Below are 25330 nucleotides of genomic sequence, written 5' to 3'. Positions count from 1 at the left end.
ACATGCAGTGTTTGATATCAGACGATAAATAATACTCTTTCGGGGAAAAATGATGAGTTCTGCTTTTACCAAAAAAATATCTAAACGAATCTTGCTAGCAGCGATGACTGTTATGCTGGTTTCGGCTTGTGGTTCGGACAACGATGATGAGCCACCACCGCCACCGCCACCACCGCCGGCTAATGTAGCACCTGCTGTTACATCAACTAGCGTTACTGTTGCTACTGAAGGCGAGGCATATACCTATACTTTTACGGCTACTGATGCAGATGGTGACACTTTAACATTATCGGCCCCAACGCTTCCTGCATGGTTAGCATTTGATGCAGCAACGGGTGCATTAACTGGTACTCCTGCTACAGCAGATGTTGGTGATAGCGCAGTTGTACTAAGTGTCACCGACGGCACAGATACAGTTACGCAAACATTCACAATTGTGGTCGCGGCAGTAGTTGTGCCAAATACAGCACCAACCATCACTAGCATGGGCCTTACAATGGCTACCGTTGGCGCAACTTACAGTTATACGCTTACCGCGACTGATGTTGATGCTAACGATACCTTAAGCTTCTCTTCTGTCACCTTGCCTACATGGGCTAATTTTGATGTCGCGACTGGCGTGTTATCAGGTACGCCAGATATGGCCGGTGACTACCCAGTTGAATTATCGGTAAGCGATGGCACTGATGCCACTGCACAAACCTTTACTATTGTGGTTACCGCAGCGCCAGAAAACGTAGCCTTAAGTATTTTTGAAGATGCTGAGCGTGCTGACTGGGCTTCTTGGTTATGCTGTAATGCTACTACCACGGGTCAACTTGTTACTGACGAAGATGTAAGTAAAGACCAAGTGATGGAGTTCACAATAGACACTACTGGTGGCACTGTTGCTGGTTTTACTACTCGCGAAGCTGATGGTGCAGTTGGCGGTATGCCATTCGATGCTTCTGCCTTTACTGCTACAGGTGTACTGCAGTTCGATCTTAAACTTGTCCAAAATGGTGCGGCTGGTGCTCAACCGTGGTTTATAAAGATTGAAAGCAACCCCGGCGCTGGATTTATTGAGCTTCCTTTGACAGATGCCAATGAAGGGCACGCCGCACCAGAAGTTGGCGTATGGCAAACTTATACTTTTAATTTATCTGATTTAGGTGGCTCGTTAGACCAATCCGTTATTGATTTGGTCATGGTTTTCCCATTATTTTCAGGTGCCGCTAATGGCATAGTCTTCAAGTTAGATAATGTAAAAATCTTAGAAGACGGTGCATCAGCTCCACCTCCACCTCCTCCGCCCGCTGGCGCTCCTGTAGACGAAGCAATAAGCCTTTTTGATACTGCTGAGCGTGCTGATTGGGCTTCTTGGTTATGCTGTAATGCGACTACTACAGGTCAAGTTGTTACAGATGGAGATGCGACAAGAGCTGAAGTCATGGAGTTCACTATAGACACCGCTGGTGGCACCGTTGCAGGTTTTACAACACGTGAAGTAGATGGAGCAGTTGGCGGTATGCCGTTCGACGCGTCTGCCTTTACCGCTACAGGGGTGTTGCAGTTTGATCTGAAACTGGTCCAAAATGGCCCCGCTGGCGCACAAGCGTTTTTCCTGAAAATTGAAAGTAACGCTAATGGTGGACAATTTATACAGCTTCCTTTAACTGATGCTAATCAAGGTCACTCAGCCCCAGAAGTAGGCGTGTGGCAAACCTATACCTTTAATTTATCTGATTTAGCCGGCACATTAGACCAATCTGCTATTGATCTAGTGATGGTTTTCCCTGAATTTACTGGAGGCGCTAATGGCATCGTCTTTAGACTTGATAATGTTAAGATCTTCAGAGATGGCACTGGATTTGGTGCTAATGGTGGCGGTGCTGGCGACGGTCCTACCGGTGGTGTTGCTGATGTTGGCAATACAGGCTTAGTAACCAACGGTGGATTTGAGAGCGGCAATCTTGATGGTTGGCTTGCTGAAGGCGCTGATATCGCTGTTGAGCTCGACGATATGGGCACCTATTTAGTAAAAATAGTTGCTCCAGAAGCTCAAAACCCATTCATCAAGCAAGACCGTATAGGTGAAGGCGAAATAGCTGCTGGGCAAGCGCTAACCGTTTCATTTGATATGAAAGGTATGGCCGCCGATGGTGGTGTAGTCACTGCGCAGCTTTTAACTGAATCGCCCGCAGGTGTTAGCAAAACTGACCCTCTGACTACAACCGTTCCGACTGCTGACTGGCAGAACTATAGCTTTGATGTAACAGTAGGTGACAATCCAGAGTGGGGTGTATCATTAACACTACAACCTGTTTGTGGCGCAGTTAATGGCTGTAGCGTGACAGCGTATTTCGATAACGTTGTCATTACCGCTCAATAATTATGTAGCAGCGCTTATATGCGTTGCATAATTAATAAAATTAAAAAAGGGTTTACAATGAAAATTGTAAGCCCTTTTTTGCTTAAACGTTCGGTAAATATATGGCTGGTGCACGTGTCACATATTGCATTTTTTTAGTTTGTAACACTACACTTTCAGAATATATTGAATTTCACTTCTCACTCACGCAACAAAGTACTATAGATTGGTCTTACCTTCTGCTTTAGCTTATACATACACACTTGGGCACTTCGGATTGCAAAGCGATACCGCCAGTGACCAGGTAGACCTTATTCAGTAAACGAGCAGGAAGCTAGCGAGGAGGGGGTCTTGGTGCTTGCCTTGTCATCGATTTGTATGAGTCTTTGATAACGGTATCTCGACCCTCTCTTTTTCCTTGATACATGGCTTCGTCTGCTCTTTTCAAGCAACCATGTATCCCATCTATGGCATAAAATTGCGATACGCCGACAGTGATGCTGATGTCTGTTTTAATTTGCTCTGATAGATTTTTTGCGACGCTTAAGCGTAATTTTTCTGCTATCTCATAAGCTTCAGTAATTTCAACATTACCCGCTACTAACAAAAACTCTTCGCCGCCCCATCGCCCCGCGACACCAATATCTTTGATGATATTTTGCATAATGCTACCACCAGCGACTAGTACTTGGTCGCCAATGTCATGTCCGAGAGAGTCATTTAATTGCTTAAAATTGTCGAAATCTACCAGTAAAATGCAAAACGGAATATCTTCGCTTTTAAACAAGGCTTCCTGTTGTTGCAAGTAAGTCATGATCCCTCGACGATTCAATAAACCGGTGAGAGGGTCTTCATTGACTAATTTTGAAAGCTGCAGGTTTGCGTTTTCCAGCTCTTTGGTTCTTTCATCAATTTGCTTTTCAAGAGAGCCACTCAGTGACTCAAGCGATTTATTTTGTGAAGCTAGCATGATATTGAGCGCTTTATTTTCTTGACCAGCATTAATGAAATACAGATAGGTCGTATAGTTTTGACACATAATAAACGCCACTAGGCCAAAACTCGCTAATTGTATGGAGTTTAATAAGCCAAGCCCAATCAATAAATCATGCAGGAGTAAACCGCTTAAACATAATGTTCCCAAAAACAAGATCGGGGCATTTTTGCGCTTATTTAGTAACGCTTGTAACATCCCATACATTACATATAGCAGCACGCTTAGTGAAAAAATTTGAAAGCCAAATACACTGTTTGTAAAGATATCAGGCGTAGTTAACACAACAAAAAGACTCATTATCAGCGAGACGGCGCATATTAAATAAACCAGGCCACGTTTGAAATCTTGCTTGAAGTTCAAATAGAAATACAAAACAATCGGCGTGACAACTGCATAAAAGGTCAGATAACTGATTTTAATTCCCGCGCTTACGCTGATATCAAGCACCTGTGATACCCCTAAAATACCAGAGGCCTCGACTTCGCGTACACAAAATGCAAAGGATGTAAGGGCAATTAGGAAGGGTTGTATGCTTGTCGGACGTAACGAAAATTGAATAAGATTGAATACGCAAACCGTAAAAAAAATGCCAGCAAAAAAGACGACTTGCACAGTTTTACGATATTGTCTTTCATGCAGAGTCTTTGTAAAGCCTAATCTCAAAGGCTCCCAGAGCCCTCCCCAATATGAATCAAAGTTAGCGACTTGCATTGTTATGCTAAAGGAGTCGCTAGGCAGGGCTAAGTTATATACACCTTCACTATAGGCCATTTTGGTATCTACTTTGCTAGTTGCAACCACGCCTGCGTCAACTAATAAAGTATCATTAACAAATATCTTCGAGGCACTGCCAATACGAGGCAGCAGTAAAGCGAGATCGTCATATTCTTTATCTAAGCTTACTTCAAGATGATATGTGCCATAGCCATGTTTCGGGAGTTTAATGTTGTCTCCCTTCGCGCTGTTAATGCTAATGTCTACCCATGTGCCCGGTACCGATATCTGTGCACTTTCGTTTTGCTTGCTTGTAATTTGTGCGGGGCTTAATAACTCATTCCAATAAAAGTCCCACTCCCCAGACAATGCTATGGCGCGGCCTTCTTTAAACATAATTGAGCTGAGATTGAGTACTCCACTCTTTGCTTTTGGCTGCATTTTATCGTCGTTGAGCTCTTTTACAGACGTCAGCACCATGATCAATATCATTCCCATTATACCCACCAAGAAGAAGCCCGATATTGAGGAAAGTGTTAATATTGTCTGGCGTTTGGTGTAAGACGTTTTCATTTGGCTTTTAAAAACATTTCCTTAGGTCTGTGCAGTACATATTTGTCGGAGCGCTTTTTAGGTTGCGATGCCTAATAGCTTATCGACTGAAAAGCTCAGAACACAATGGCTAAAATAGATAATAAAAATTTAAAAAAGAAAGGTTAAAAGTGTCTCAAGTGCTGTATGGTTTATGTGAGAACTTACGGTTCATTTAATCGACGTGGCATCTATATTTACGAGATGCTTTTTTACAAAGTCACTGAGTATTAGCATACATTTATGAGAGCATCCATTTCACAACTAGTAGCAGTTTTATTTATCTGTGCTGCAATTGTTTTTGGTATTGCCTTTGCTACGGCACCTCATACGCTGCCCCTATTTAATTTACCAGCGATGCTAGTATTAGGAGTGCTTGCTTTTGGTATTCAGTGGCTTGCATTTATCCCCGCATACTTGTTGCAAACTGAAAAATTTTACGACCTTGTTGGAAGTTGTAGTTTTCTTGTCTTGATTATCGTGTGTCTAGTCAACACACAAGCAATAGCTTGGTATCAAATCTTACTGGCGGCAATGGTAGGCACTTGGGCAATTCGGCTAGGGTCTTTTTTATTTATTCGAATAGCAAAAGACGGCGCAGACAAACGCTTTGATCATATTAAGCCTAATCCATGGGTCTTTTTTACCAGTTGGACCGTGCAGGGGCTTTGGGTATTTTTGACCTCGGTAGCTGTTACCACCGCATTGTTATCTGTTAACACTATCGAGTTTGATTCAGTGGTAACCAAAGTGCAGTTAGGGTCAGGGGCATTGCTCTGGCTTACTGGTTTCATGCTTGAAATCGTTGCTGATTTGCAAAAACGAAAATTTAAACAGCAGGCCAATAAAGTGACTCCCTTTATTACTTCAGGCCTATGGCAGTACTCGCGTCACCCTAACTATTTTGGTGAAATTCTGCTTTGGTTTGGTGCGGCTCTATTTGCGATGCCGGTTTTAATTGCTTGGCAATATGTGGTGCTAATTTCTCCCTTTTTTGTAGGATTCTTATTAATTTACATCAGCGGTATACCCATTCTTGAAAAAAAGGCAGACAAGGCCTTTGGTGAACTGCCTGAATACTTGCACTACAAATCAAGCACGCCAATTTTGGTGCCAAGGCTCAGCCAAAAAGTTCTCCGCTAAGTCATCCGCTCAAAGTCAACAGCCCAAAGCTAGGCGAGTGGCAAACGCAGATTTACATTGACCTGTGTGAAGCTTTTTCTTGTTTGCTAATAAATTTGATTTTCGAATATACTTCACAACAACTCACTCTGAACAGAAACATAATCATGCGTATCCTAACCATGCTGGCTCTATTGTTTTGCATGTTGCCATTGGCGCATTCAAAAGCTGAATTAGTGCCAGTCAGTGTTTATGGCAAATTAGAGAATAAAAGCATGTTCGCAGTTTCTCCTACAGGAGAGTTTGTTGCTTATCGCCAAACCGATAGCGAAAATGACCTTGTGCTTGTCATGCGTGCTGATGACGGTGAAATAGTTGGGGGTGTTAATGTAAGTGACGTCAACCCGAATACCTTATATTTTGTTGATGAAGACAAGCTGGTTATGGTGGTAACTCAAAATAAGAGAATACTGGGTTACAAGGGTCGCCACGAAGTCAGTTACGCCGTTGGCTTTAACTTAAATAACTCAAAACTGTTTCAGTTACTGTCACTCGGTAGCAGCGAGCTCACGGCTGGGCAAACCAATTTAGGCCGAGTACTGGGTATGTCGGAAGATAAAAAATTCGCATTTATGCCTGCTTACGACAATGAGGGAAATTACAATTTATACCGCGCACGAGTAGATAAAAGGTCTCGCCCCCGATTGCACAAAAGAGGTACATTCGACACGATCGATTTTTTTGTTGGCGAAAACGATGAGCTTATCGCCCGTGAGCGTTTCAATAGTCAATTTAAAAAACATACCATTGAGTCTTATCTGAGTGGAAAGTGGGAAGTCGTGTTTAGTGAAGAGACCGACTACATAACGACAGGGTTTGTAGGCATCACGCCCGATAAAAAAAGCTTAGTCATGTCAAAGACGGGCAGCAATGGGCTCAGGTCGTATTACTCACTGTCGCTTGTGGATGGTAAAATTACAGAACGTCTCTTTAGTCGCGAAGACAAAACTGTTGAGCGCGCCATTACTGACGTAAACCGCATCATCTATGGCGTAGAGTATTCTGGCTTTAAGCCTACCTATGAGTTTTTTGATGATAAATTAAACGCCCGTATGCGGGGTATCGCAACCGCCCTGCCGCAGTTTACAACGCGTATTGTCGATTACACTGATAATTGGGATAACATCGTATTTCACGCTGACGGCACCGATAACGCGGGAAGCTATCTAATGTATAAATCAGGGGCGCTATCACTGCTCGCCAAAACCCGTCCAGATATTATTGCAGACGGCATTGCGAGTGTCACAATCTCCGAATATGAAGCAAGAGATGGCTTGATTATTCCTACATTATTGACTTACCCAAAAAAAATAGAGGCGAAAAACCTGCCAGCGATCATGATGCCCCATGGCGGCCCAGAATCCTATGACAAAATGGGCTTTGACTATTTAGCCCAGTATTTTGCGAATCGAGGTTATTTGGTCATTCAACCGCAATTTAGAGGCTCTACTGGGTTTGGCGCAGAACACACGCTATTAGGACGTGGTGAGTGGGGACGCAAAATGCAGGATGATTTGACCGATGGCGTTAATCACCTTGTTAGTAAGGGCATCGTTGACCCATCAAAAGTATGTATTGTAGGAGCAAGCTATGGCGGCTATGCAGCCCTGGCGGGTGCGGTTTTTACGCCTGATTTATATAAGTGCGTGATTTCTATTAATGGGGTATCTGATCTGCCTGAAATGATGCGATTTTCGCGCATGGAATACGGCAAGCGTCATTGGGTTATCGCATTATGGGACGACCGCATGTCGGGCGGCGATTTCGACAAAGATTTATTAGAACAAATATCGCCAATTAATCATGTAGAAAAGGTAAAGGCACGAGTTTTATTAATACATGGCGAGTATGATGAGGTGGTACCGTGGCAACAGTCAGATGATATTTATGACGAGCTGAGAGAAGCGGACAAAGACGTCACATTCGTCAAGCTAAGCAAAGGCGATCATTATTTGAGCAGCGCAGAAAATAGAATGAAAGCAATGGAAGCGATCGAAGCCTTTATGAGCGAACACAAATGAAACCAGAACAGTCACCATGTGCAGATTATAGGGTCTCTTCTAGTGAGCGCTAAAAGTAAGCTAGTCATTAGCTCAGTGATATTTCTTTTGCTTGGCATCGCTGCAGCTTTTATTGTTTATCAGCCCACATTGATGCAGTGGTTTGAAGATCGTTCTAAACTATATGTCAGCAGCGATTCGGGGCTAAAAAGCCGCTTTTATGCCCAGCGCACCACTGCCATTCAGTGGTCACAATTGTTACCTGATAACGAAAAATTTGTACTGCAAAAATACCAACAGCGACAAGCAAGCACGCCTACCCAGTTTGCAGATAATATTTTGTTGTCCCTTGAGGCTAGCGTAGATGCCGACTATAGCGCCGCTATGAGCTCTATTAATAGCGTCGATACATTTGATAATAAATCGGTTTCTATCGCCGGCTTTATTGTGCCTATCGATTTTACTGAAGACCGCAGCCCGGGTAATATTTTTATTGTGCCCTATTTTGGGGCCTGCCTGCATTTCCCCCCGCCGCCGCCCAATCAAATTATTTTTGCGCAACTGGGTATCGGTTTCACAGCGTTTGAGTTGACCCAAGCGTATCGAATAAACGGTATTTTACGGCGAGGTTTATTTGAGGACCCGCTTGGCACTTCTGCATATATTCTCGATGTCGTTTCAATCGAAGCATTTTTTGAAAATCCGGATGATTTTAGGCAGCATTAATAATGTGAGAGTGAATATTTATATTTTCAAAAAATCTAGGTAAGGGTGCCAACATTTGGGCTGGGTATCCGCATTGGCTCAAACTTGACCATAGTGAACGCAGTTCCGAAAATAGAAAACCACCAGATGTTTGCACAAATGTGACCTCGTTGAACTTCTAATAAAATCAGGAATATTAGGTGAGTCAGAAGCAGAAGGATTAAAATTACTGAATCTCTTTCCTGAACAACTCCATCTTAAAAACGGGAAATGCGGTTATAGAAGCATGAAGATATCAAATGAGCGTTTAGTGCCAGGAGCCGACATTTCGAAGTTAGCGTTATCTTCATTGTTGATAAAGCGGTCATTTCAAAAGAAGGTTTTACAGCGCTTAAATACTGCTTACTATTCAGTACAGCTAGTTTCTTTTTTATAACTAATGTAGATTGCTTATATACGCAAACATTTCTGCAAACCTTATGAACAGGCTGAAAAATAGATCATGGCTGAATTAGAGATATATCAATCTCAAGACGGTTCGCTGCAACTTAGCGTGCCAATGGATAGTGAAACAGTATGGTTATCACAAAGTCAGATGCAAACACTCTTTGGTCGCGAACGCTCTGTGATTACAAAGCACACAAATAACGTATTCAAAGAAAATGAGTTAGATGAAAAAAGCAATGTGCAAAAAATGCACATTGCAAATTCGGATAAACCAGTGAAATTTTATAGTTTAGATGTTGTGATATCTGTCGGCTACAGAATAAAATCCATTCAGGGCGTAAAGTTTCGCCAATGGGCTACTAGAACCTTAAAACAACATTTACTAAAGGGGTTTAGTATCAATGATATTAGACTTCACGAAAATGCCTCTGAGCTCGAAAAAGCATTAAAGCTAGTGCGCAGAGCAGCTTCATTACCAAGGAACAGCGAATTTGGTGCTGGTCTAGTTGATATTTTGGCTAGATATACATCAACATTTTTATGGTTGCAGCAATATGATGAAGGTCTACTTATTGCCCCAAAAGGCCATTCTGGGGGTGAATTAACCCCACTCAATGACACGTATCTAGCGATTTCAGAGCTAAAGTCACAACTGATTGCCAGAGGAGAAGCGACGTCGTTATTCGCAAACGACCGTGCAAATGGCTTATCCTCAATATGGGGGAACCTTGAGCAAAGCGTGTTTGGTGAGCCAGCCTATCCAACGATTGAAAGTAAAGCGGCGCATTTATTATATTTTGTCGTCAAGAATCATCCATTTAGTGATGGAAATAAACGCACGGCAGCGTTTCTCTTCGTAGACTTTTTGAATAGGAATAGTAGGTTATTCAATAGTAGCTATGAGCCTATAATTAACGACACAGGCTTAGCCGCTTTAACCCTGCTTGTTGCAGAATCTGATCCGAAAGAGAAAGATACAATAGTAAGACTAGTTGAAAATTTGATAACGGTAATCGATTCATGAATTGCTTTAAACCTTAATAATCGAGCTTACAAAGAATAGCGACTGAAATGTATATTAGAGTAAGCGTCTGGTGTCGGGTGGTAAAATCTGAAAACCAAAACGACCCCTAATCGCAGGCATACCTGCCGTTGAATCGCTTCCCTGTCTTAGAAACCGTCAATCAGAAGATCGATCCCAGCTTTTATCTCATCTCGGTGAGAAGAGAGGTCATGGTCAGGTATTCGTTTCAATCTACGCTTAGATACGGTCGCAATATCGAGTAAGTCGAGGTAACAATGCTTATCATCAATATCGCACGAAATCTGAAGGTTTTTGATTAGTCTACCGTCATGTCGTTGTTTTATGGGTGCAACTAAAATGCTTTCAACATCATTAAATACTGTGTTTGTTAAAATGACAACGAGAGACGATGAATAAGCACAAACGGTAAACTGTTCAATCATCCAATTGCCCAATCATTTCTGAAAAAGTGCCATGTTTACTTATTGATTCATTATGTTTACTAATTGCTTCTGAATTTTGCTCTAACCACCGTTCTTTTTGTTTCAAAGCTACTGCTTTACAAAGAGCCTCTTCGAATACCTCTGAAAGTCTTATATTTAACAATTTAGCTTCGTTTAGTAAGTTACGGCTGACGGTTGTATTACAAGATACTTTTTGACGCATTACAATGGCCTCACAAAAAAGGGATGTTGAGTATGCGCTTAAGTTGTGCGCATTTCAAGTGAGCAGGGCTAAGCACGCCAATCTGAACTTATTAACTGAATGGCCGGTTCCTGTTTCCAAAAAGCGGATTAATGAAATGGCCCCTTATCGATTGCACAACAGTCATATTGATTGTAACAACTGCTGTCTCTTAATTGCCTGAAGCTACACTTCAATGAATATCTTTCGAGGATCTGCCTCCCACATAAATGACTGGAAATAAGAATTGTTTTATTGCTTTATACTATCCTAAAAGATAGGTTTTGAGGACTCATTGCTCAATGAGGTGTTGAATATGCGTGAGACTGCCACTTTTCTTGAATTAGCTCTATTAAGCCATTACTCTAGAACAAACTATGCCCTTAATAGGTAATGAGTGCGTTTTTCAAAACTGCCAGTCGCAATCAAAAATGTATTTAAAGTGGGTGACTCTCAAAGCAAACCTATCTTGCATTTTCAATTAGATATCTTTAAACGGGTTGTCATTGCCTGCGTTTCCATCATCGCGCTGTTGGTTATCCACTTTATATTTGAGGGAAACAGTTATACCGTCTGGGTATTGTCTTCTCTCGCGCTTGTCTTTGTTTTATGCTTTGTGCTTGCTAAGTACAAAGATGCTAGCTTAGGAGCCGCGCTCTTTTTGCTGTCGGCTACCATTGTTGTTTGCATGCTCATGTGGCAAAACGATGGGCTGACGGATGAATCAATATTGGCCTTTCCGGCTCTACTTATTTTCGCCATGCTTCTTTCAAATTTTACCTTAGCGGGCTGGCTGTTTTTGATAATGGCAAGCAACGTATTGCTAATTGGGTTAGCAAACGAATTTGGCTGGTATACCAATGCGGTAAACGAGTCCAGTTTGAGTACTGCGATCGTTGTGACCTTAGTATTAGCAATGGTGTGTTTTAGTGTTTATTTGGCATCGTTGAGCACGCATAAACTGATGCTTGAACTCGCCGAAGAAAATCGCAAGGTGGTTAAATCCAAAAAAGAAATAGCGCGCCTACAAAATCATGACCCATTAACCGGCTTGCCGAACCGAGTGCTGGCAGAAGACTTTTTTGGCGAACGTCTCAAAATTGGTTTGCGCGAGGGGTTTGAAACCTCTCTTCTATTTATAGATTTAGATAATTTTAAAAAAATAAACGATACGTTTGGTCATGCTACCGGCGATCAAGTATTAAAAACCGTTGCTACAAGGCTGATCAACGTCGTGCGCGAAACAGACACAGTATGTCGCTTTGGAGGTGATGAATTTGTCGTTGTGGCGTTGCACGAATGTGAAGAGGGACGATATTTACAGTCAGTGTTAGCTGCCAAGCTACTAACGATATTACGAGAGCCAATAATACTGAGTGATAAGCAAGTGTCGTTAACGGTTTCAATTGGTATTGCGGTTTCGCCAAAAGACGCCAGTGACTTTGAGGCGCTTTACCAAATGGCTGATCTTGCCATGTATGCAACCAAGCAAGCAGGCCGCAACAGTTATCAATATTATAGTGAAGATATGAATAACGACAGTGCACGTCAGCTTAAGATTGCCCAAGAGCTGAGGTCTGCAGTGGCAAACAACGAACTTAGACTGCATTATCAAAGTGCACAAGAATTTAAAACCGGTAAGGTCGTCTCTTGTGAAGCTCTGCTCAGATGGACAAACCCAGAGTTAGGTGAAGTGTTCCCGAACGAATTTATTCCCGTCGCTGAACAGTCAGGTAGCATCAGCGACATCGGATTTTGGGTGCTCAATGAGGCGGTTAAAACTTGTAAAAGCTGGCATGATCAGGGTTTTGCTGAGCTTAGCGTAGCGGTTAACGTATCGGCTATTCAGTTTCATCGCGGACATTTTGAAGACAAAGTAAAAGACGTACTCATAGAACACGATTTAGATGGCAAATACCTTATTTTGGAACTGACCGAATCCTTATTATTTGATGTTCAAAACAAGCTACACGATGCAATACATGCGATCACCGATTTAGGTGTACAAATTGCGATAGACGACTTTGGTACGGGTTACTCTAACTTGGGGTATTTGCATAAAAACGACATTAGTATTCTCAAAATTGACATGAGTTTTGTGCGCAAAATTTTGGAGTCTCCAGAGGATGCAGCCATTGTTGAAACCATTATTAATATTTCAAAAAGCCTTGGTCTAATTGTTGTTGCCGAAGGTGTCGAAACAGAAGAGGTCAGAGCAAAACTATTTGATATGGGCTGCACGTTCGGGCAGGGCTATTTTTGGAGCAAACCACTAAGCGAAGTTGATTTTTTGACGTTTATACAAAACTAAGCGACGAAGAGTGGCCTTTTAGCTTTCAGTTAAGCACGAAGCGTGGTGATGTTTTACATATTCCATGATGTTAATGTAACTGTCGGTCCATAAGCTGTCTTTGTTAAGGTGAAGATAATCCAATAAGCTTTGATGTGCCTCATTCGACACGCTCAAATGGTCACCACCAATCCCGTGAAACAGTATATTTATAACGCCACCTTTAGCAGCGTTAGTCTCAACAAAATCAATCATATCTTGTCCGCTTACGTTTTCTGCCATGAAGTTGGTTTCAAACCCATTTTCTAGCCAATTATTGTTGCCTTTAATCGCCACAAACCGCTCGCGCAGGGGATTAACATAATTACCATCTTTGGCGATTTGATCATTACAAGGCACTGTGAATGTTCGCTCTCTGCGGCCATCAATGGCGTGCAAAAAGGCATTAGCAATATGGACTTCTTCAAGCATCTGTTCCACAGTTTTTGTATCGGTGTTGTGATGAGGCTTCACCCAATCTCGGTCAGGGAGGGATTTGCTGCAAGGATGAAATATGGTGTGGTTACCTAATTCATGACCGGCCATTGCGGCAGAGCGCCACTCATTCAATCGTTCAAAAATGGTAGTAGAGTTTAGAGTTAAGTAAAAAGAGGCGTTCAACTGCAGTGCATTTAAAGCAGGAATAGCGTTGTCTAATTGCGATGGTAATGCGTCATCGTAAGAAAGACTCACCGCGGCTCGAAAGGTTTTAGGCCATGTAAATGACATCTATTTCACTCTTTAGTAAAGCTGATTTAGATAGCGGTAAATTAAACTAAAAAGCTGAGCTATTCAACCGGCGATAAGCGCTGGCAATATTGCTCTGTAAAGCAGCAACAAAATGTATGCTTTGTTTGCGCTTGTCTCTTAGCGTTTCTCTGCTACTCTTTGAATCAATCATAGAAAAATAAGAATTGGAAGAAAGATGAAGAATAAGTTATTGAAAAGCACATTAGTTGGCATCGTTTTCATTTTGAGCACCGGCATTTGTGCTGCAAATGCTCAAAGTGAACTCAAAGCTGCAGTTGAAAATGACTATAACGATTACCTTAAAGATTTATTTGTTCACTTTCATCAGAATCCGGAGTTGTCGCTAGTTGAAACAAAAACTGCTGCTCGCCTCGCCAAAGAGCTAGAGCTTGCGGGGTTTGAGGTGGCTACTGGGGTAGGCGTTGAGCTTAACGGTCAGTCACCTAACGGCATTGTCGCTATCATGAAAAACGGTGAAGGTCCGCTGGTAATGATGCGCGCCGATATGGACGGCCTTCCAGTAGAAGAAAAATCAGGCTTAGCATATGCGTCTAAAGCAACTCAAACATCGCCCATAAATGGTGAGATAGTGCCTGTAATGCATGCTTGTGGCCATGATGTGCATATCACGAGTTTAGTGGGTACAGCGCGCTACATGGCAAGTATTAAAGACCAGTGGTCAGGCACCTTAATGTTAATTGGACAGCCTGCCGAAGAGAATCTGTCGGGTGCTAAGCAAATGATGGACGCAAATATATGGGATACCTTTGGACAGCCAGACTATGCGCTGGCGTTTCATGTTAGCTCGGCCGGTCCCACAGGCATGGTTAATGTCGTAGAGGGCTCCCCGTATGCCGGCGCTGACAGTCTCGACATTGTCATCCACGGTGTAGGGGCGCATGGCGCAAGTCCGCACTCTGGTAAAGATCCTGTTGTGCTTGGCTCGCAAATTGTTTTAGCATTGCAGACATTAGTATCACGCGAATTGAGCCCTCGAGAGCCTGGAGTAGTTACCGTTGGGTCGTTTCAAAGCGGTAACATCCACAATATAATTTCAGACCGAGCTGAATTAAAACTCACTGTTAGAAATACTAATTTAGATACTCGCAAAACGCTTATTGACGGTATTAAACGCATTTCCGAAAATATGGCTCGCGCAGCAGGTATGCCCGAAGATAAACTGCCCGAAATAACTATTTCCTCTAGCACGCCCCCGACTGTTAACAATGCCGAACTAGCGGCAAGATTAAAAAGCGTGTGGATGGAGCATATGGATGCCAGTTCAATTCATAGTAATGAACCAAGTGGTATGGGTGCCGAAGATTTCCCTTACTTTACTACTGAGCCTGAAATAAAGAGCGTTTACTGGGCTATAGGTGGTAGCAGCCCAGAAGATTGGGCGGCTTCGCAAAGTGGTGAAAGACAGATCCCCTCGCATCATAGTCCTTATTTTAAAGTGCAGCCTGAATCTGTAAAAGTTGGCGTAGAAACAACAGTGCTGGCGCTTTTGGATCTGCTGCCTAGAAAATAAGTGATGGTGATCGCGGCTAGCTAACTTTTACCTAAAGTAGTGCAATGCTGTTTGCTTTGTTCATGATTTCCCAAGAAAGTATTCTATTTCGTCACTTGTGCTGATGGGCTTTTGCTTGTGTATGCTTTGTTATGCACTTTGTTCCGATGCATATCTCACTGAATATGAGCGGCATACCGGCTTCGTTATGAATTGTCAGAACAAGTAGGGCATTGTGGATTGGGTTTGACAATAAAGCGCTCCCAAGTTGAATTCATCGCATCAAACATTTGCAGTGTATTGATGGGAGCGCTGCCAAAGTCGCAGAGTATCTTTATTGCTTCGTTCGCTTGGCTGGCACCAATAATACCAACAACAGGTGACATCACGCCAGATTCTACACAGCTTAAGTTTTGTTCCCCAAAAAAAACGCTCAGGCAACGATAACAGGCAGTTCTGAGTGCGGGGATCACGCAAAAAATATGCCCTTCCATACGAATAGCCGCGCCAGACACCAGTGGGATGCCGACTCGATAGCACATTTCATTTAAGGCGTTGCGGGTCTCCAAATTGTCGCTGCAGTCTAACACTAAGTCGTGTGCTAAAAGTAATGAAGCGAGTTGCTCATGATCTTGTCGTTGATCAAGTGTGTGTATGTCTACATACCGATTCATCTTGCTCAAAGTGTCCTTTGCGGAAGCAACTTTCTTTTTGCCGATGCTGTCTTCACTGTGCAAAACTTGGCGCTGTAAATTGGTCGTTTCAACTATGTCATCATCGACGATAGTAATTTTTCCTATTCCTGCAGCGACTAAATATTGCGCTGCAGCGCAGCCTAAACCGCCTACTCCGATCATCAAGATCCGGCTGTTCATTAGGATTTCTTGTTTGTCTAAATCAAAGCCAGCCAATAATATCTGGCGGCTATATCGCATGGCTTGGGCGGTACTCAGTGTCTTGTTTGTCATGTAATTATCTAGTCAATTATGTATGGTCAAACGCAAAGCTACTGCGCTAATACTCTCAAAGCTTGAGCCATTGTCCTATCTATTTATTAAGGATCTTCATATTACTATGGCACTTCTCAGTATTTGCTTGATAAAAAGTGGGTTAAAGTCCCCCCGCATCTTGTCGATACCTTGTCATTGACGCGTGGTGTTTATTTAATGATTTCCATGCCGTTTTATCCGACGCAACGCTCTTGCTTAGCAATAAAATTAATAGCCTTAGTTATTTACATTAAACTCGGACGGAGCCCACGTTATCAGGCGTGCTAAAACCATAAATATGCAAAGTATGACTGGTATTTCCGCCGTCTCAGTTTATGTCTGCATAGACAACTTGGCTATCTCGCTTAGGCCTTGCTAGATTTCCATCTGTAGTGATGTTAATTATTTACATCAGGAAGAATATTATGAAAACACGTTTAGCACTCCTTATTTGCGCTGCCTCAGGTCTAAGCTCAACGATTTCTGGCGCGGCTATGGCGCAAGATTCAGTTTTTAAATCGCTGCAAAATGCGATTGCTCAGGGCAATACCGACCTCACTATGAGATATCGCTACGAGAGAGTCGACCAAGACAATATCGACAAAACGGCGAATGCATCAACTTTGTTGACTCGCTTAAGTTATAAGAGTGACAGTTTAAATGGCTTTTATGGGGTATTCGAAGTTGATAATATTTCGTCAATAGGCAATGAAAATTACAACAGCACGGTCAATGGAAACGGTCAATATCCGGTGGTGGCTGACCCGACTCTCACAGAAGTCAACTTAGCATATATTGGATATCGTACAGGCGATGTCGAATTATCTTTTGGTCGTCAGCGTATCAATCATAACGACCAGCGGTTTGTGGGCGGTGTTGCTTGGCGTCAGAACGAACAAACCTATGACGGTTATCGCGTTCAATATGGCGCAAATGAAGGCTTAAAGCTTGACTATAGCTTTATTTATAACGTGAATAGAATTTTTGGTCCTGACAGTCCAAATGCTGATTTACATGGCGATATTCATTTGCTCAACGTCAACTATCCAATTAACAAAGCACACAAATTGTCGGGTTATGCTTATGAACTGGACTTTGATACGGCGGCTGCCATTTCAACACGCACAGTCGGCATGAGCTATGACGGCAACATTTCTAATGTTAAAATTTATGCCGCTTATGCTTCGCAAACAGAAACAGGCAACAACCCCACGGATTTTTCAGCTCAATACTTGGCTTTAGAAGTGCTGGTGAAAGTATCGGTTGTTAATCTTGGGGTAGGCTATGAATCATTAGGCAGTGATAATGGCAAAGGTTTTACTACACCTTTGGCAACGCTTCACAAATTCCAAGGTTTTGCAGATAAATTCTTAAATACTCCAGGGACTGGCGTAAACGATTTGTATTTTAAAGCGTCTGGTAAAGTGGGCAAGCTTGCACTAACGGCTGTTTGGCATCAACTAAGTTCCGACCAAGGCTCAATTGATTATGGCAACGAGTTAAACCTTATCGCGAATTACCCTGTGGCAGACAAAGTCGGCCTGCTTGTTAAATATGCCAATTACAGCGCTGATGAATTATCAGTAGACACTAACAAGTTATGGGGAATGCTTACCTTTAAATTCTGAACATATGCATACAGTGACTCATTAGCTCAATTAGCAGACAGTATATGAAGCCATTCAGTCTATCATCGACTATCTCCATATAAGGTCGGCATTGCTGACGCAAGAGACCTCGTCAAAAGGCTAGGCGTTTTATTCTTTCTATCTGCAATTGCATACGCTAAGCTTAGCGTCTCAAGCAAGTGAGCAGCGTTTCACTTCATCGACCTTCAACCATACAGTACCCATGAGAACGACACTGCCTAGCCTATGAAAACTATCGATTTACGCAGCGATACCGTTACCAAACCTGTCATCGCCATGAAGCAAGCTATGCTTGAAGCTGAGTTAGGTGATGATGTGTATGGTGAAGATCCCACCGTAAATAGACTGGAAGAAAAAGCGGCTTTGCTACTGGGTAAAGAGGCGGCAATATTTTGTGCTAGCGGTACCCAAAGTAATCTGATCGCTCTGATGGCCCATTGTCAGCGCGGCGACGAGTATATTGTTGGTCAGGATGCACATACCTATAAATATGAGGCGGGCGGCGCAGCGGTGCTTGGTAGCATACAGCCGCAGCCAGTGTTGGTGGAAGCAGATGGCACCCTTAACCTAGACACCGTTGAGCATGTTATCAAACCCGATGATCATCATTTTGCCAAAACCAAATTACTGTGTTTAGAAAACACGATAGGCGGGAAAGTACTGCCTATGGCGTATGTTGATCAGGCAAAAGCGCTGGTCGATGAGTATCAACTTGGGTTTCATCTGGATGGGGCCCGCCTATTTAACGCAGTGGTTGCTCAGCAGCTCGATGTGGCAAAAATGACGAAGCATTTTGACTCTATTTCGATTTGTTTGTCAAAAGAACTAGGCGCGCCAATAGGCTCTGTATTAGTTGCCAATGCAGATATTATTCGTAAGGCGCGGCGTATAAGAAAAATATTAGGCGGCGGTATGCGTCAGGCGGGTATGCTAGCGGCAGCAGGTATCTACGCTTTAGATAATCATTGTCAGCGTTTACATGTTGATCATGAGAATGCGACAGCATTGGAAAAAGGCCTGTCCAGCATCGATGCGATTAGACTTCATGGCAGTGCACAAACGAATATGGTGTTTTTTACGGCGCATAGGCAACAACAGCTTATTGATTTTCTGGCCACTAAAAATATCATTATTAGCAACGCTAAGGTGATACGCTTAGTCACGCACCTTGATTGCAGTGCATCTGACATCGATACAGTGATTGCGGCAATCAGGCAGTTTTACGATAACAGTACAAAATAGACGTGCTGTTAAAGAACAAATAAATTAAATAACTGGATATATGGCTAAATCACCTTTAGAAAAATTATTAGAGAGACATCCGCAACTCATTCATAGTGAAAACATGAAAGTGACTTCTCATGTGCAGCGAGAAGCCGAAGATTGGTGGTTAAATACCTTTATGTTAGAAGGTTATGACGTGCCGTTTAAATATAAGCGAAAAAAACGCTATAAATCTTTGCAAGGTGAATTGGTGAACGTAACTTATTACCCAAGCACAGAAGAAATCGCCGACCTGCACTTTGAATATATGAAGGTAGTTAGACTGAAAAAAAGTTAAATGGCGCAAGTCAAAAATGTGCGCCATCAAGCAGAAACATCGGTCCTTCAATTATCAAACATCAACGAGTGCCATAATATGACTATGGGAAGCGCATGAAACCAGCCACACAAGCCGCTTTTTGGATGCTCGGTGCCATATTTAGCTTTACCACGATGGCGATTACTGGGCGTGAACTTAGTGCTGGGTTTGATACCTTTGAGATCATGCTACATCGTTCGGTTATCGCCTTGTTTATCGTTTTGGTGCTGATTTATGCGACGGGAAGCTATCGGACGATCGGAATAAGCGCATGGCGTACTCATCTCGTTCGTAATGTATTTCACTTCACTGGACAAAATCTTTGGTTTTATGCCTTGGCTGTGATCCCACTAGCGCAAGTTTTTGCACTTGAGTTTACCACTCCCCTTTGGGTAATTTTATTGTCACCGCTGTTATTGGGTGAGCGTCTTACAATGATACGAATAGTGGCAGCTTTGATGGGCTTCGTTGGTATTTTGATTGTTGCACGACCTGATATGGGTAGCCTGCATCCGGGTGTGCTAGCTGCTGCGGCTTGCGCGGTGTTTTTTGCATTGACGTACGTGTTCACAAAGCGCCTGACGCGTACTGAGAGTATTTCGGCAATTATGCTCTACCTGTGTGCTATGCAGCTTATTTTTGGTTTAGTGTCAGCCGGATACGATGGCGTTATTGCGATACCAAGCTTGTCTGATATGCCCTTACTCATACTCCTTGCCATTTGCGGGTTGTTGGCACACTTTTGCATCACCAAAGCACTAACATTGGCTCCTGCAACCGTGGTTGCTCCATTTGATTTCGCTCGTTTACCTATAATTGCTGTCGCAGCAATGTTGATTTACAACGAGTCCATAGATGCTTATGTGTTGCTTGGCGCGATCATCATATTTGCTGGTAACTATCTCAACATCTGGTTTGAGACGCGCAACAAAGACAAAAGCTAAGACCTTAATAGAACATAAAGGTAATTATCTCTTGTTGCACTTGGCCTTGTTTTGCTCATTACAGAATAGGTTACCACTACTTTTTTATTTACGCTTGAGCACGCCGCGTACATTGCCTACAATAACGCACTTCTATTTATCAGAGCTCGCTCATATGAACGACACCAATTCTTTACCCGCTTTACCAGATCGCTTATCAGGAAATCCTCGCAGCCCACATCATGTTGAAGAGGTTTTTAAGCATGACATTGGTATTTTGTTAAATGGTAAAGAGCGAAATGACGTCGAAGAATATTGCATAAGTGAAGGCTGGGTAAAAATACCTTCTCTTAAAGCACTAGACCGCCGTGGGCAACCGCTTTTGATTACTTTAAAAGGTGTGGTTGAGGCGTTTTATAAGTAAGTCTTAAGAGTCTATCACTACTCGATTTCGGCCTTGTTGCTTAGCGGCAAATAGGGCCGAGTCAGCGCGTTCAATGAGTGAAACGATACTGCGATCCGTATTATGCTTATAGCTAGCAACGCCGATAGATACCGTAATTGGCGGTAGCCCTTTATCAATGGCTTGTCCATCATTGGCTATGTCAGTACATATCCTGTCAGCTATTTCTTGTGCCGATTTTGCTTTGATGCCCTCTAATATGACCACAAACTCTTCTCCGCCATAGCGGCCTACTGAATCATCATTGCGCAAAATCGATTTGATTCTTTGTATGGCTGCGATCAGCGCAGCATCTCCCGCCGCATGGCCAAAGTTGTCATTTACTTGCTTAAAGTGGTCAAAATCGATGAATAATAATGCAAAATCAGCTCCTCCTTTAAGGGCGCTTGCATGGACCAACTCTAAGCGACGGTCGAGTTCTCCGCGGGTCATTGCACCGGTTAAATGGTCAGTTTTTGCACGTAAATGAGCCACATCTCTTTGCGCCTGAGTTTGCGAGATGTTTCTTGCTAATTCAGTGAACAAGAAGCTACATGCATAGACTAATGTCGCTGGATATAACCAGCGCGCCGCTGCAGTCCAAACCGAGTCAACATAAGATGTTGCGCCAAGCCATACCGTCATAATCAGCACTGGTCCCCATGATAACAGCAATACCATCGAGGCGCGGTGGCCTTGCCAAAGGCCAGCCAGCGCGCTGCCTAAGATCATCACTATAATGCCTACCATAAGGGCATTGCTGTAGTGAGATATGCCTGAATAGATGAGCGGGTTTGGTATGATGCTGAGCAATAATACTGTGCCTATCAGACCGAATAAGAGTAAGAGTATCGGCCATAAAATAGGGTGTCTTTCTTTGAAGCCAAGAAAGCGTGCGAGGCCCCAGCCAATCATCATTGATGCACTAATCCCAGCAATGCGTTGTATGTGCCATTCGCGCAATAACCAATAGCCGCCGGGTAGCTCGAGCAGGGTGCCGTTGTTTACCATAACAAAGAGTAACGCCATCGACATCCCGGCCGCGAACATAATAAACGTCAGTCGTTGAATCATTAACGCCAAACCAAGGGCCGCTAAAGTCATCGCAAATAAAGTGCCTTCGGTTAGCGAAGTCACCCGTACTTGTGTCAGTACTGATTTACGTAATTGTGCTTCGGTACTGATACCAGCCTTAATGGCGAACGCCAGTTTTGCGCTATTGCATACCAAAATGATATCGCCAACCGATATTGGCTTATCGATTGTGTAGACCGCCAAATAAGCAGGCCAGTTTGGGTCAACTTGCGTATGACCGGCTTTGTGCCAAGTCCATGCAGATAAGCCAGGTAGCTGCGTAGCTGACTCAAAGTAAAATGCACTCTCTAGGTAGAACACCGTGGTTTCAGCTGTCACTAAGGGGCTAAGTACTTCAAGCTGCCACAAAGCTGTTTCGTCAGACCAACTGTGATTATATTGAGTGATGGATTCGGCGTTTTGCTCGCAACTGCCCATGTTAGTAGCTTTAAATTGTGATGGATTAACCTTTATTTGTCCGGGGTGGGCCAGTGCAGAGCTAACAAAGAACATCAAACATGCCGCAATCAAAGCGAGGTATAGTGTGCGTATTGGCGCCCGATTCTGAGCATTAGAGTGAGATTTCACAGGCTAATAAGCACCACAGGAGAGCTTCGATTTAATATGTTCTTGTACATTTAAAAGAATCCTCATATAAGTAGTGTTTGCCCGAGCGCCTAAGGTAAACCAAGAGGGTTGTGTATTCAATAAGTATCTATTTGCTGAAGAATTGCGCGATAAGGGTGACCACAATCTCTCCACAAATATTTAGGCGTTCGCGGATTTTATTATTGGCTTTGCTTTACTAATAATAAAAAATCTTCTGAGTTAATCGGCTTGCTCCAAAAGTAACCCTGCCCATAGGTGCAGCCTATGTTGAGCAACTGAACTTTCTGTTGTTCAGATTCAACCCCTTCAGCAACTACTTTCATACCCAGTGTTTTAGCCATGTTGATAATCATCTCTACAATCGCTAAATCTTTCTGGGATTCGAATATTTTATTAATAAAGCTGCGATCTATTTTAAGAATATTGATATCGTTTTCATGCAGGTAACCTAGGTTGGAATAGCCGGTACCAAAATCATCTATCGCGATGCGAACCCTGAGGTCGGTGATTTTTTGCAATGCGCTGTTAAAATTACTCTGCATATCAAATAATACCGATTCGGTTAGTTCAAGAATCAAATACTCGCCGTTTAAATCAAATTCTTGAAGTACCGATTTTACTTTGTCTTCAAAACTCTCTCGATGAAACTGAATAGCTGAAACATTCACCGCCACCGATAGATTTGAAAACCCCTGCTGATGCCATGTTTTACATGTTTTAACGGCTTCTCGAAGCACCCAATAACCTATTTCGCCGATAAACCCAGATTGTTCCGCAATTGGAATAAATTCAGTCGGAGAGATTTCGCCTAATTCGGGATGGTGCCAGCGAATAAGTGCTTCTGCGGCGATAATTTCTTGAGTGTCTATTTGTTGTGTACTCTGATAGTGCAGTCTAAACTCTTGCTTTGTTAGCGCGGCTCGCAAATCTTGGGAAATTCTTAATTGACGAGCACTGTCTTTGTTCATATCGGCATTAAAATATTGATAACTGTTACGACCTGCGCGTTTCGTTGCGTACATAGCAAGGTCCGCTTTTTGGTATAGCTCTGCAAAACTGCTTGCTTGTGCCGGGGCCACAGAAATACCAATGGATACAGTGGGCGAGATGTTATTGGCTTCAAGTTTAATAGGAGCGCTCACTACTTGGATGATTTTTTCTGCCAGTGCTGAATAATGCAAAGGAGCACCTTCGTGTTCGTGCATGGCAACGATAACAAATTCATCGCCGCCAAAGCGACAAACCGTATCAGTTTCGCGCACACAATCCATTAGTCTTTCAGCCACCGTTATTAGCACGGTGTCTCCTGCTGCATGACCAAGGGTGTCGTTGACCGTTTTAAAATTGTCTAAATCAATAAATAGCAGTGAAGTCTCAAAACCCTCTCGGGAGCCAATTTTTAAACGCTCCCTGACAACCATTTCTGCCATCGCTCGATTAGGTAAGCCGGTTAGTGGGTCGTGATTTTGTAAATGAATAATTTCTTGCTTTGATTGCGTGACCTTTTGGTTTTCGGCGGCTAAGTCGATCAATAATTTTTGCATGTTTAAAAACGCTAAATACACACCGATACTGACCATGATAAGCACTAACACAAGCACCATGGCGGTGTTTAAATCGGAAGGCTCCACTTTATTGGTGTAAAAGCCATATTGATTTGCAAAACCATTTAGCAAGATATTGCAGCAAACAATTATCAGCAGCCATCGAGCTAAGCTAAAGCTCGAAACCAACATGGCAAAAACGAGAAAGCCTGGGAATGCCACTATCGCTTCGTCATTTAGCCCTTCGCTGCGCCACATGAAAATACAGGCCGTTAGCGTAATACTAATGAAAAACAGCGATGTGCCTAGCTTCGGGTCGTGATGCTTTGCTAAATAGTAACTGGCTAGCAGTACGCCGATATTGACAGCAAAAACACTGACCGCAAACATCACATTGGTGGCTAAGAAATACAGCGCGAGAAGCGCCGCACAGATGATGCTAGCAACCACCACCTGCTTGAATATGGGCAGTTGAAATTGCACGATTGGTTTACCGTTTGAATCAGGCGCTTTAAAAATTTTAGCGGTCTTTAGTAAAATGTGTTTTATATTCAAAGGGTAGGCATCAATTAAACGTTAACGTGTACAATAGGACGAAGTAAATTAGATTTCAAGATAACTTCATAAAATGCCGTGCATCAGTCGCAAAAGCGACTAGCATGAATACAGTTCCAAACGCATTGTTAACGAAGGTATCGTTAGTTAGCAAGAACTTAAGGTAATATAACAAGCCCTTTTTTTATTTTATGCAGGCGGATTATGAACTACATTATTTTGGTTATTGGCATTGGTTTAGTCTTATTTTTATTTTATCGAAACGCGAATATGAAAAAGCAAGCGCTCGAAAATAAAGGCGTTGGCGATACCTTTTTAGCTCAAAACAAATTGCAAGATGGCGTATGTGAAACCGATTCGGGTTTGCAATATAAAGTGATGCTTAAAGGCCATGGAACAAAGCATCCAGTCTCTAGCTCAACCGTGAAGGTGCATTATCATGGCACACTTTTAGACGGTAGCGTATTTGATAGCACTATCGCCAGAGAACAAGCGATCAGCTTTCCGTTAAATCAAGTTATCAAGGGATGGACTGAAGGCCTTCAGTTGATGGTTGTGGGCGACAAATTTAAGTTTTTTATTCCAGCGCATCTTGGGTATGGCAACAGGGCTGCCGGAAAAATTTCGGCAGGCTCTGTGCTTATTTTTGAAGTTGAGCTACTTGACATTCAGTAGCTTGC

General features: G+C 42.8%; 21 protein-coding genes. 14 read left to right on the top strand and 7 right to left on the bottom strand.

Annotation, left to right across the window (positions count from 1 at the left end; translation table 11 throughout):
* The first annotated feature begins 49 nt into the window (after nucleotides 1–49).
* Complete coding sequence (locus tag AB9H30_RS07625; RefSeq protein ID WP_371194060.1) at nucleotides 50–2371, top strand: putative Ig domain-containing protein; 2322 nt, start codon at nucleotides 50–52, stop codon at nucleotides 2369–2371.
* A 313-nt stretch (nucleotides 2372–2684) separates the two neighbouring features.
* Here the strand turns inward: AB9H30_RS07625 and AB9H30_RS07620 are convergent, their stop codons facing one another.
* Entirely contained in the window at nucleotides 2685–4634 is a 1950-nt protein-coding gene (locus AB9H30_RS07620) for a diguanylate cyclase (protein ID WP_371194059.1), read from the bottom strand.
* Nucleotides 4635–4895: 261 nt separating this feature from the next.
* On the opposite strand from AB9H30_RS07620, the gene AB9H30_RS07615 reads away from it, so the two are divergent.
* From AB9H30_RS07615 to rhuM, 4 genes are all read left to right on the top strand, one after another.
* Entirely contained in the window at nucleotides 4896–5795 is a 900-nt protein-coding gene (locus AB9H30_RS07615) for a DUF1295 domain-containing protein (protein WP_371194058.1), read from the top strand.
* A 146-nt stretch (nucleotides 5796–5941) separates the two neighbouring features.
* Nucleotides 5942–7855, top strand: coding sequence for an alpha/beta hydrolase family protein (locus AB9H30_RS07610; RefSeq protein WP_371194057.1), 1914 nt, complete (start codon nucleotides 5942–5944; stop codon nucleotides 7853–7855).
* A gap of 42 nt (nucleotides 7856–7897) precedes the next feature.
* Nucleotides 7898–8560, top strand: coding sequence for a DUF3299 domain-containing protein (locus AB9H30_RS07605; protein WP_371194056.1), 663 nt, complete (start codon nucleotides 7898–7900; stop codon nucleotides 8558–8560).
* Between the two features lie 481 nt (nucleotides 8561–9041).
* Complete coding sequence (gene rhuM / locus AB9H30_RS07600; protein ID WP_371194055.1) at nucleotides 9042–10010, top strand: RhuM family protein; 969 nt, start codon at nucleotides 9042–9044, stop codon at nucleotides 10008–10010.
* 146 nt (nucleotides 10011–10156) lie between these two features.
* Here rhuM and AB9H30_RS07595 read toward each other — a convergent pair whose 3' ends face one another.
* Entirely contained in the window at nucleotides 10157–10453 is a 297-nt protein-coding gene (locus tag AB9H30_RS07595) for a CcdB family protein (protein ID WP_371194054.1), read from the bottom strand.
* Nucleotides 10446–10676, bottom strand: a complete 231-nt coding sequence (locus AB9H30_RS07590; RefSeq protein WP_371194053.1) for a type II toxin-antitoxin system CcdA family antitoxin — start codon at nucleotides 10674–10676, stop codon at nucleotides 10446–10448. The genes AB9H30_RS07595 and AB9H30_RS07590 overlap by 8 nt, the downstream gene beginning before the upstream one ends.
* Nucleotides 10677–11091: 415 nt before the next feature.
* Here AB9H30_RS07590 and AB9H30_RS07585 point away from each other — a divergent pair, with 415 nt between their 5' ends.
* The gene (locus tag AB9H30_RS07585; RefSeq protein ID WP_371194052.1) at nucleotides 11092–13005 is read left to right on the top strand and encodes a putative bifunctional diguanylate cyclase/phosphodiesterase; all 1914 of its coding nucleotides are present in this window, start codon (nucleotides 11092–11094) and stop codon (nucleotides 13003–13005) included.
* A gap of 18 nt (nucleotides 13006–13023) precedes the next feature.
* Here AB9H30_RS07585 and AB9H30_RS07580 read toward each other — a convergent pair whose 3' ends face one another.
* Nucleotides 13024–13752 carry a polysaccharide deacetylase family protein gene (locus tag AB9H30_RS07580; protein WP_371194051.1) on the bottom strand — a complete coding sequence of 243 codons (729 nt, stop codon included), beginning with the start codon at nucleotides 13750–13752 and terminating at the stop codon, nucleotides 13024–13026.
* A gap of 196 nt (nucleotides 13753–13948) precedes the next feature.
* Between AB9H30_RS07580 and AB9H30_RS07575 the strand changes: the two genes are divergently transcribed.
* Complete coding sequence (locus tag AB9H30_RS07575; protein WP_371194050.1) at nucleotides 13949–15304, top strand: amidohydrolase; 1356 nt, start codon at nucleotides 13949–13951, stop codon at nucleotides 15302–15304.
* Nucleotides 15305–15489: 185 nt separating this feature from the next.
* Here the strand turns inward: AB9H30_RS07575 and AB9H30_RS07570 are convergent, their stop codons facing one another.
* Nucleotides 15490–16251, bottom strand: coding sequence for a ThiF family adenylyltransferase (locus AB9H30_RS07570; RefSeq protein WP_371194049.1), 762 nt, complete (start codon nucleotides 16249–16251; stop codon nucleotides 15490–15492).
* A gap of 123 nt (nucleotides 16252–16374) precedes the next feature.
* Here AB9H30_RS07570 and AB9H30_RS07565 point away from each other — a divergent pair, with 123 nt between their 5' ends.
* From AB9H30_RS07565 to AB9H30_RS07540, 6 genes are all read left to right on the top strand, one after another.
* Entirely contained in the window at nucleotides 16375–16560 is a 186-nt protein-coding gene (locus tag AB9H30_RS07565; protein WP_371194048.1) for a SirB2 family protein, read from the top strand.
* Between the two features lie 137 nt (nucleotides 16561–16697).
* The gene (locus tag AB9H30_RS07560; RefSeq protein WP_371194047.1) at nucleotides 16698–17900 is read left to right on the top strand and encodes an alginate export family protein; all 1203 of its coding nucleotides are present in this window, start codon (nucleotides 16698–16700) and stop codon (nucleotides 17898–17900) included.
* 246 nt (nucleotides 17901–18146) lie between these two features.
* Nucleotides 18147–19163 carry a low-specificity L-threonine aldolase gene (gene ltaE / locus AB9H30_RS07555; protein ID WP_371194046.1) on the top strand — a complete coding sequence of 339 codons (1017 nt, stop codon included), beginning with the start codon at nucleotides 18147–18149 and terminating at the stop codon, nucleotides 19161–19163.
* 40 nt (nucleotides 19164–19203) lie between these two features.
* Nucleotides 19204–19482: a hypothetical protein gene (locus AB9H30_RS07550; RefSeq protein WP_371194045.1), complete on the top strand. Its 279-nt coding sequence runs from the start codon at nucleotides 19204–19206 to the stop codon at nucleotides 19480–19482.
* 95 nt (nucleotides 19483–19577) lie between these two features.
* The gene (locus tag AB9H30_RS07545) at nucleotides 19578–20447 is read left to right on the top strand and encodes a DMT family transporter (protein ID WP_371194044.1); all 870 of its coding nucleotides are present in this window, start codon (nucleotides 19578–19580) and stop codon (nucleotides 20445–20447) included.
* A 154-nt stretch (nucleotides 20448–20601) separates the two neighbouring features.
* Complete coding sequence (locus tag AB9H30_RS07540; RefSeq protein ID WP_371194043.1) at nucleotides 20602–20850, top strand: DUF3297 family protein; 249 nt, start codon at nucleotides 20602–20604, stop codon at nucleotides 20848–20850.
* A 3-nt stretch (nucleotides 20851–20853) separates the two neighbouring features.
* Here AB9H30_RS07540 and AB9H30_RS07535 read toward each other — a convergent pair whose 3' ends face one another.
* Together AB9H30_RS07535 and AB9H30_RS07530 are read right to left on the bottom strand one after the other, a co-directional pair.
* Complete coding sequence (locus tag AB9H30_RS07535) at nucleotides 20854–22530, bottom strand: diguanylate cyclase (RefSeq protein ID WP_371194042.1); 1677 nt, start codon at nucleotides 22528–22530, stop codon at nucleotides 20854–20856.
* A 200-nt stretch (nucleotides 22531–22730) separates the two neighbouring features.
* Nucleotides 22731–24650, bottom strand: coding sequence for a putative bifunctional diguanylate cyclase/phosphodiesterase (locus tag AB9H30_RS07530; RefSeq protein WP_371194041.1), 1920 nt, complete (start codon nucleotides 24648–24650; stop codon nucleotides 22731–22733).
* 204 nt (nucleotides 24651–24854) lie between these two features.
* Between AB9H30_RS07530 and AB9H30_RS07525 the strand changes: the two genes are divergently transcribed.
* Complete coding sequence (locus tag AB9H30_RS07525) at nucleotides 24855–25325, top strand: FKBP-type peptidyl-prolyl cis-trans isomerase (RefSeq protein WP_371194040.1); 471 nt, start codon at nucleotides 24855–24857, stop codon at nucleotides 25323–25325.
* Nucleotides 25326–25330 lie beyond the last annotated feature (5 nt).

This window comes from Glaciecola sp. SC05 (assembly GCF_041380235.1).
Lineage (GTDB): Bacteria > Pseudomonadota > Gammaproteobacteria > Enterobacterales > Alteromonadaceae > Glaciecola.
The sequence above is the reverse complement of the archived record's forward strand: the minus strand, read 5'-3'. Positions and strand labels throughout refer to the sequence as shown.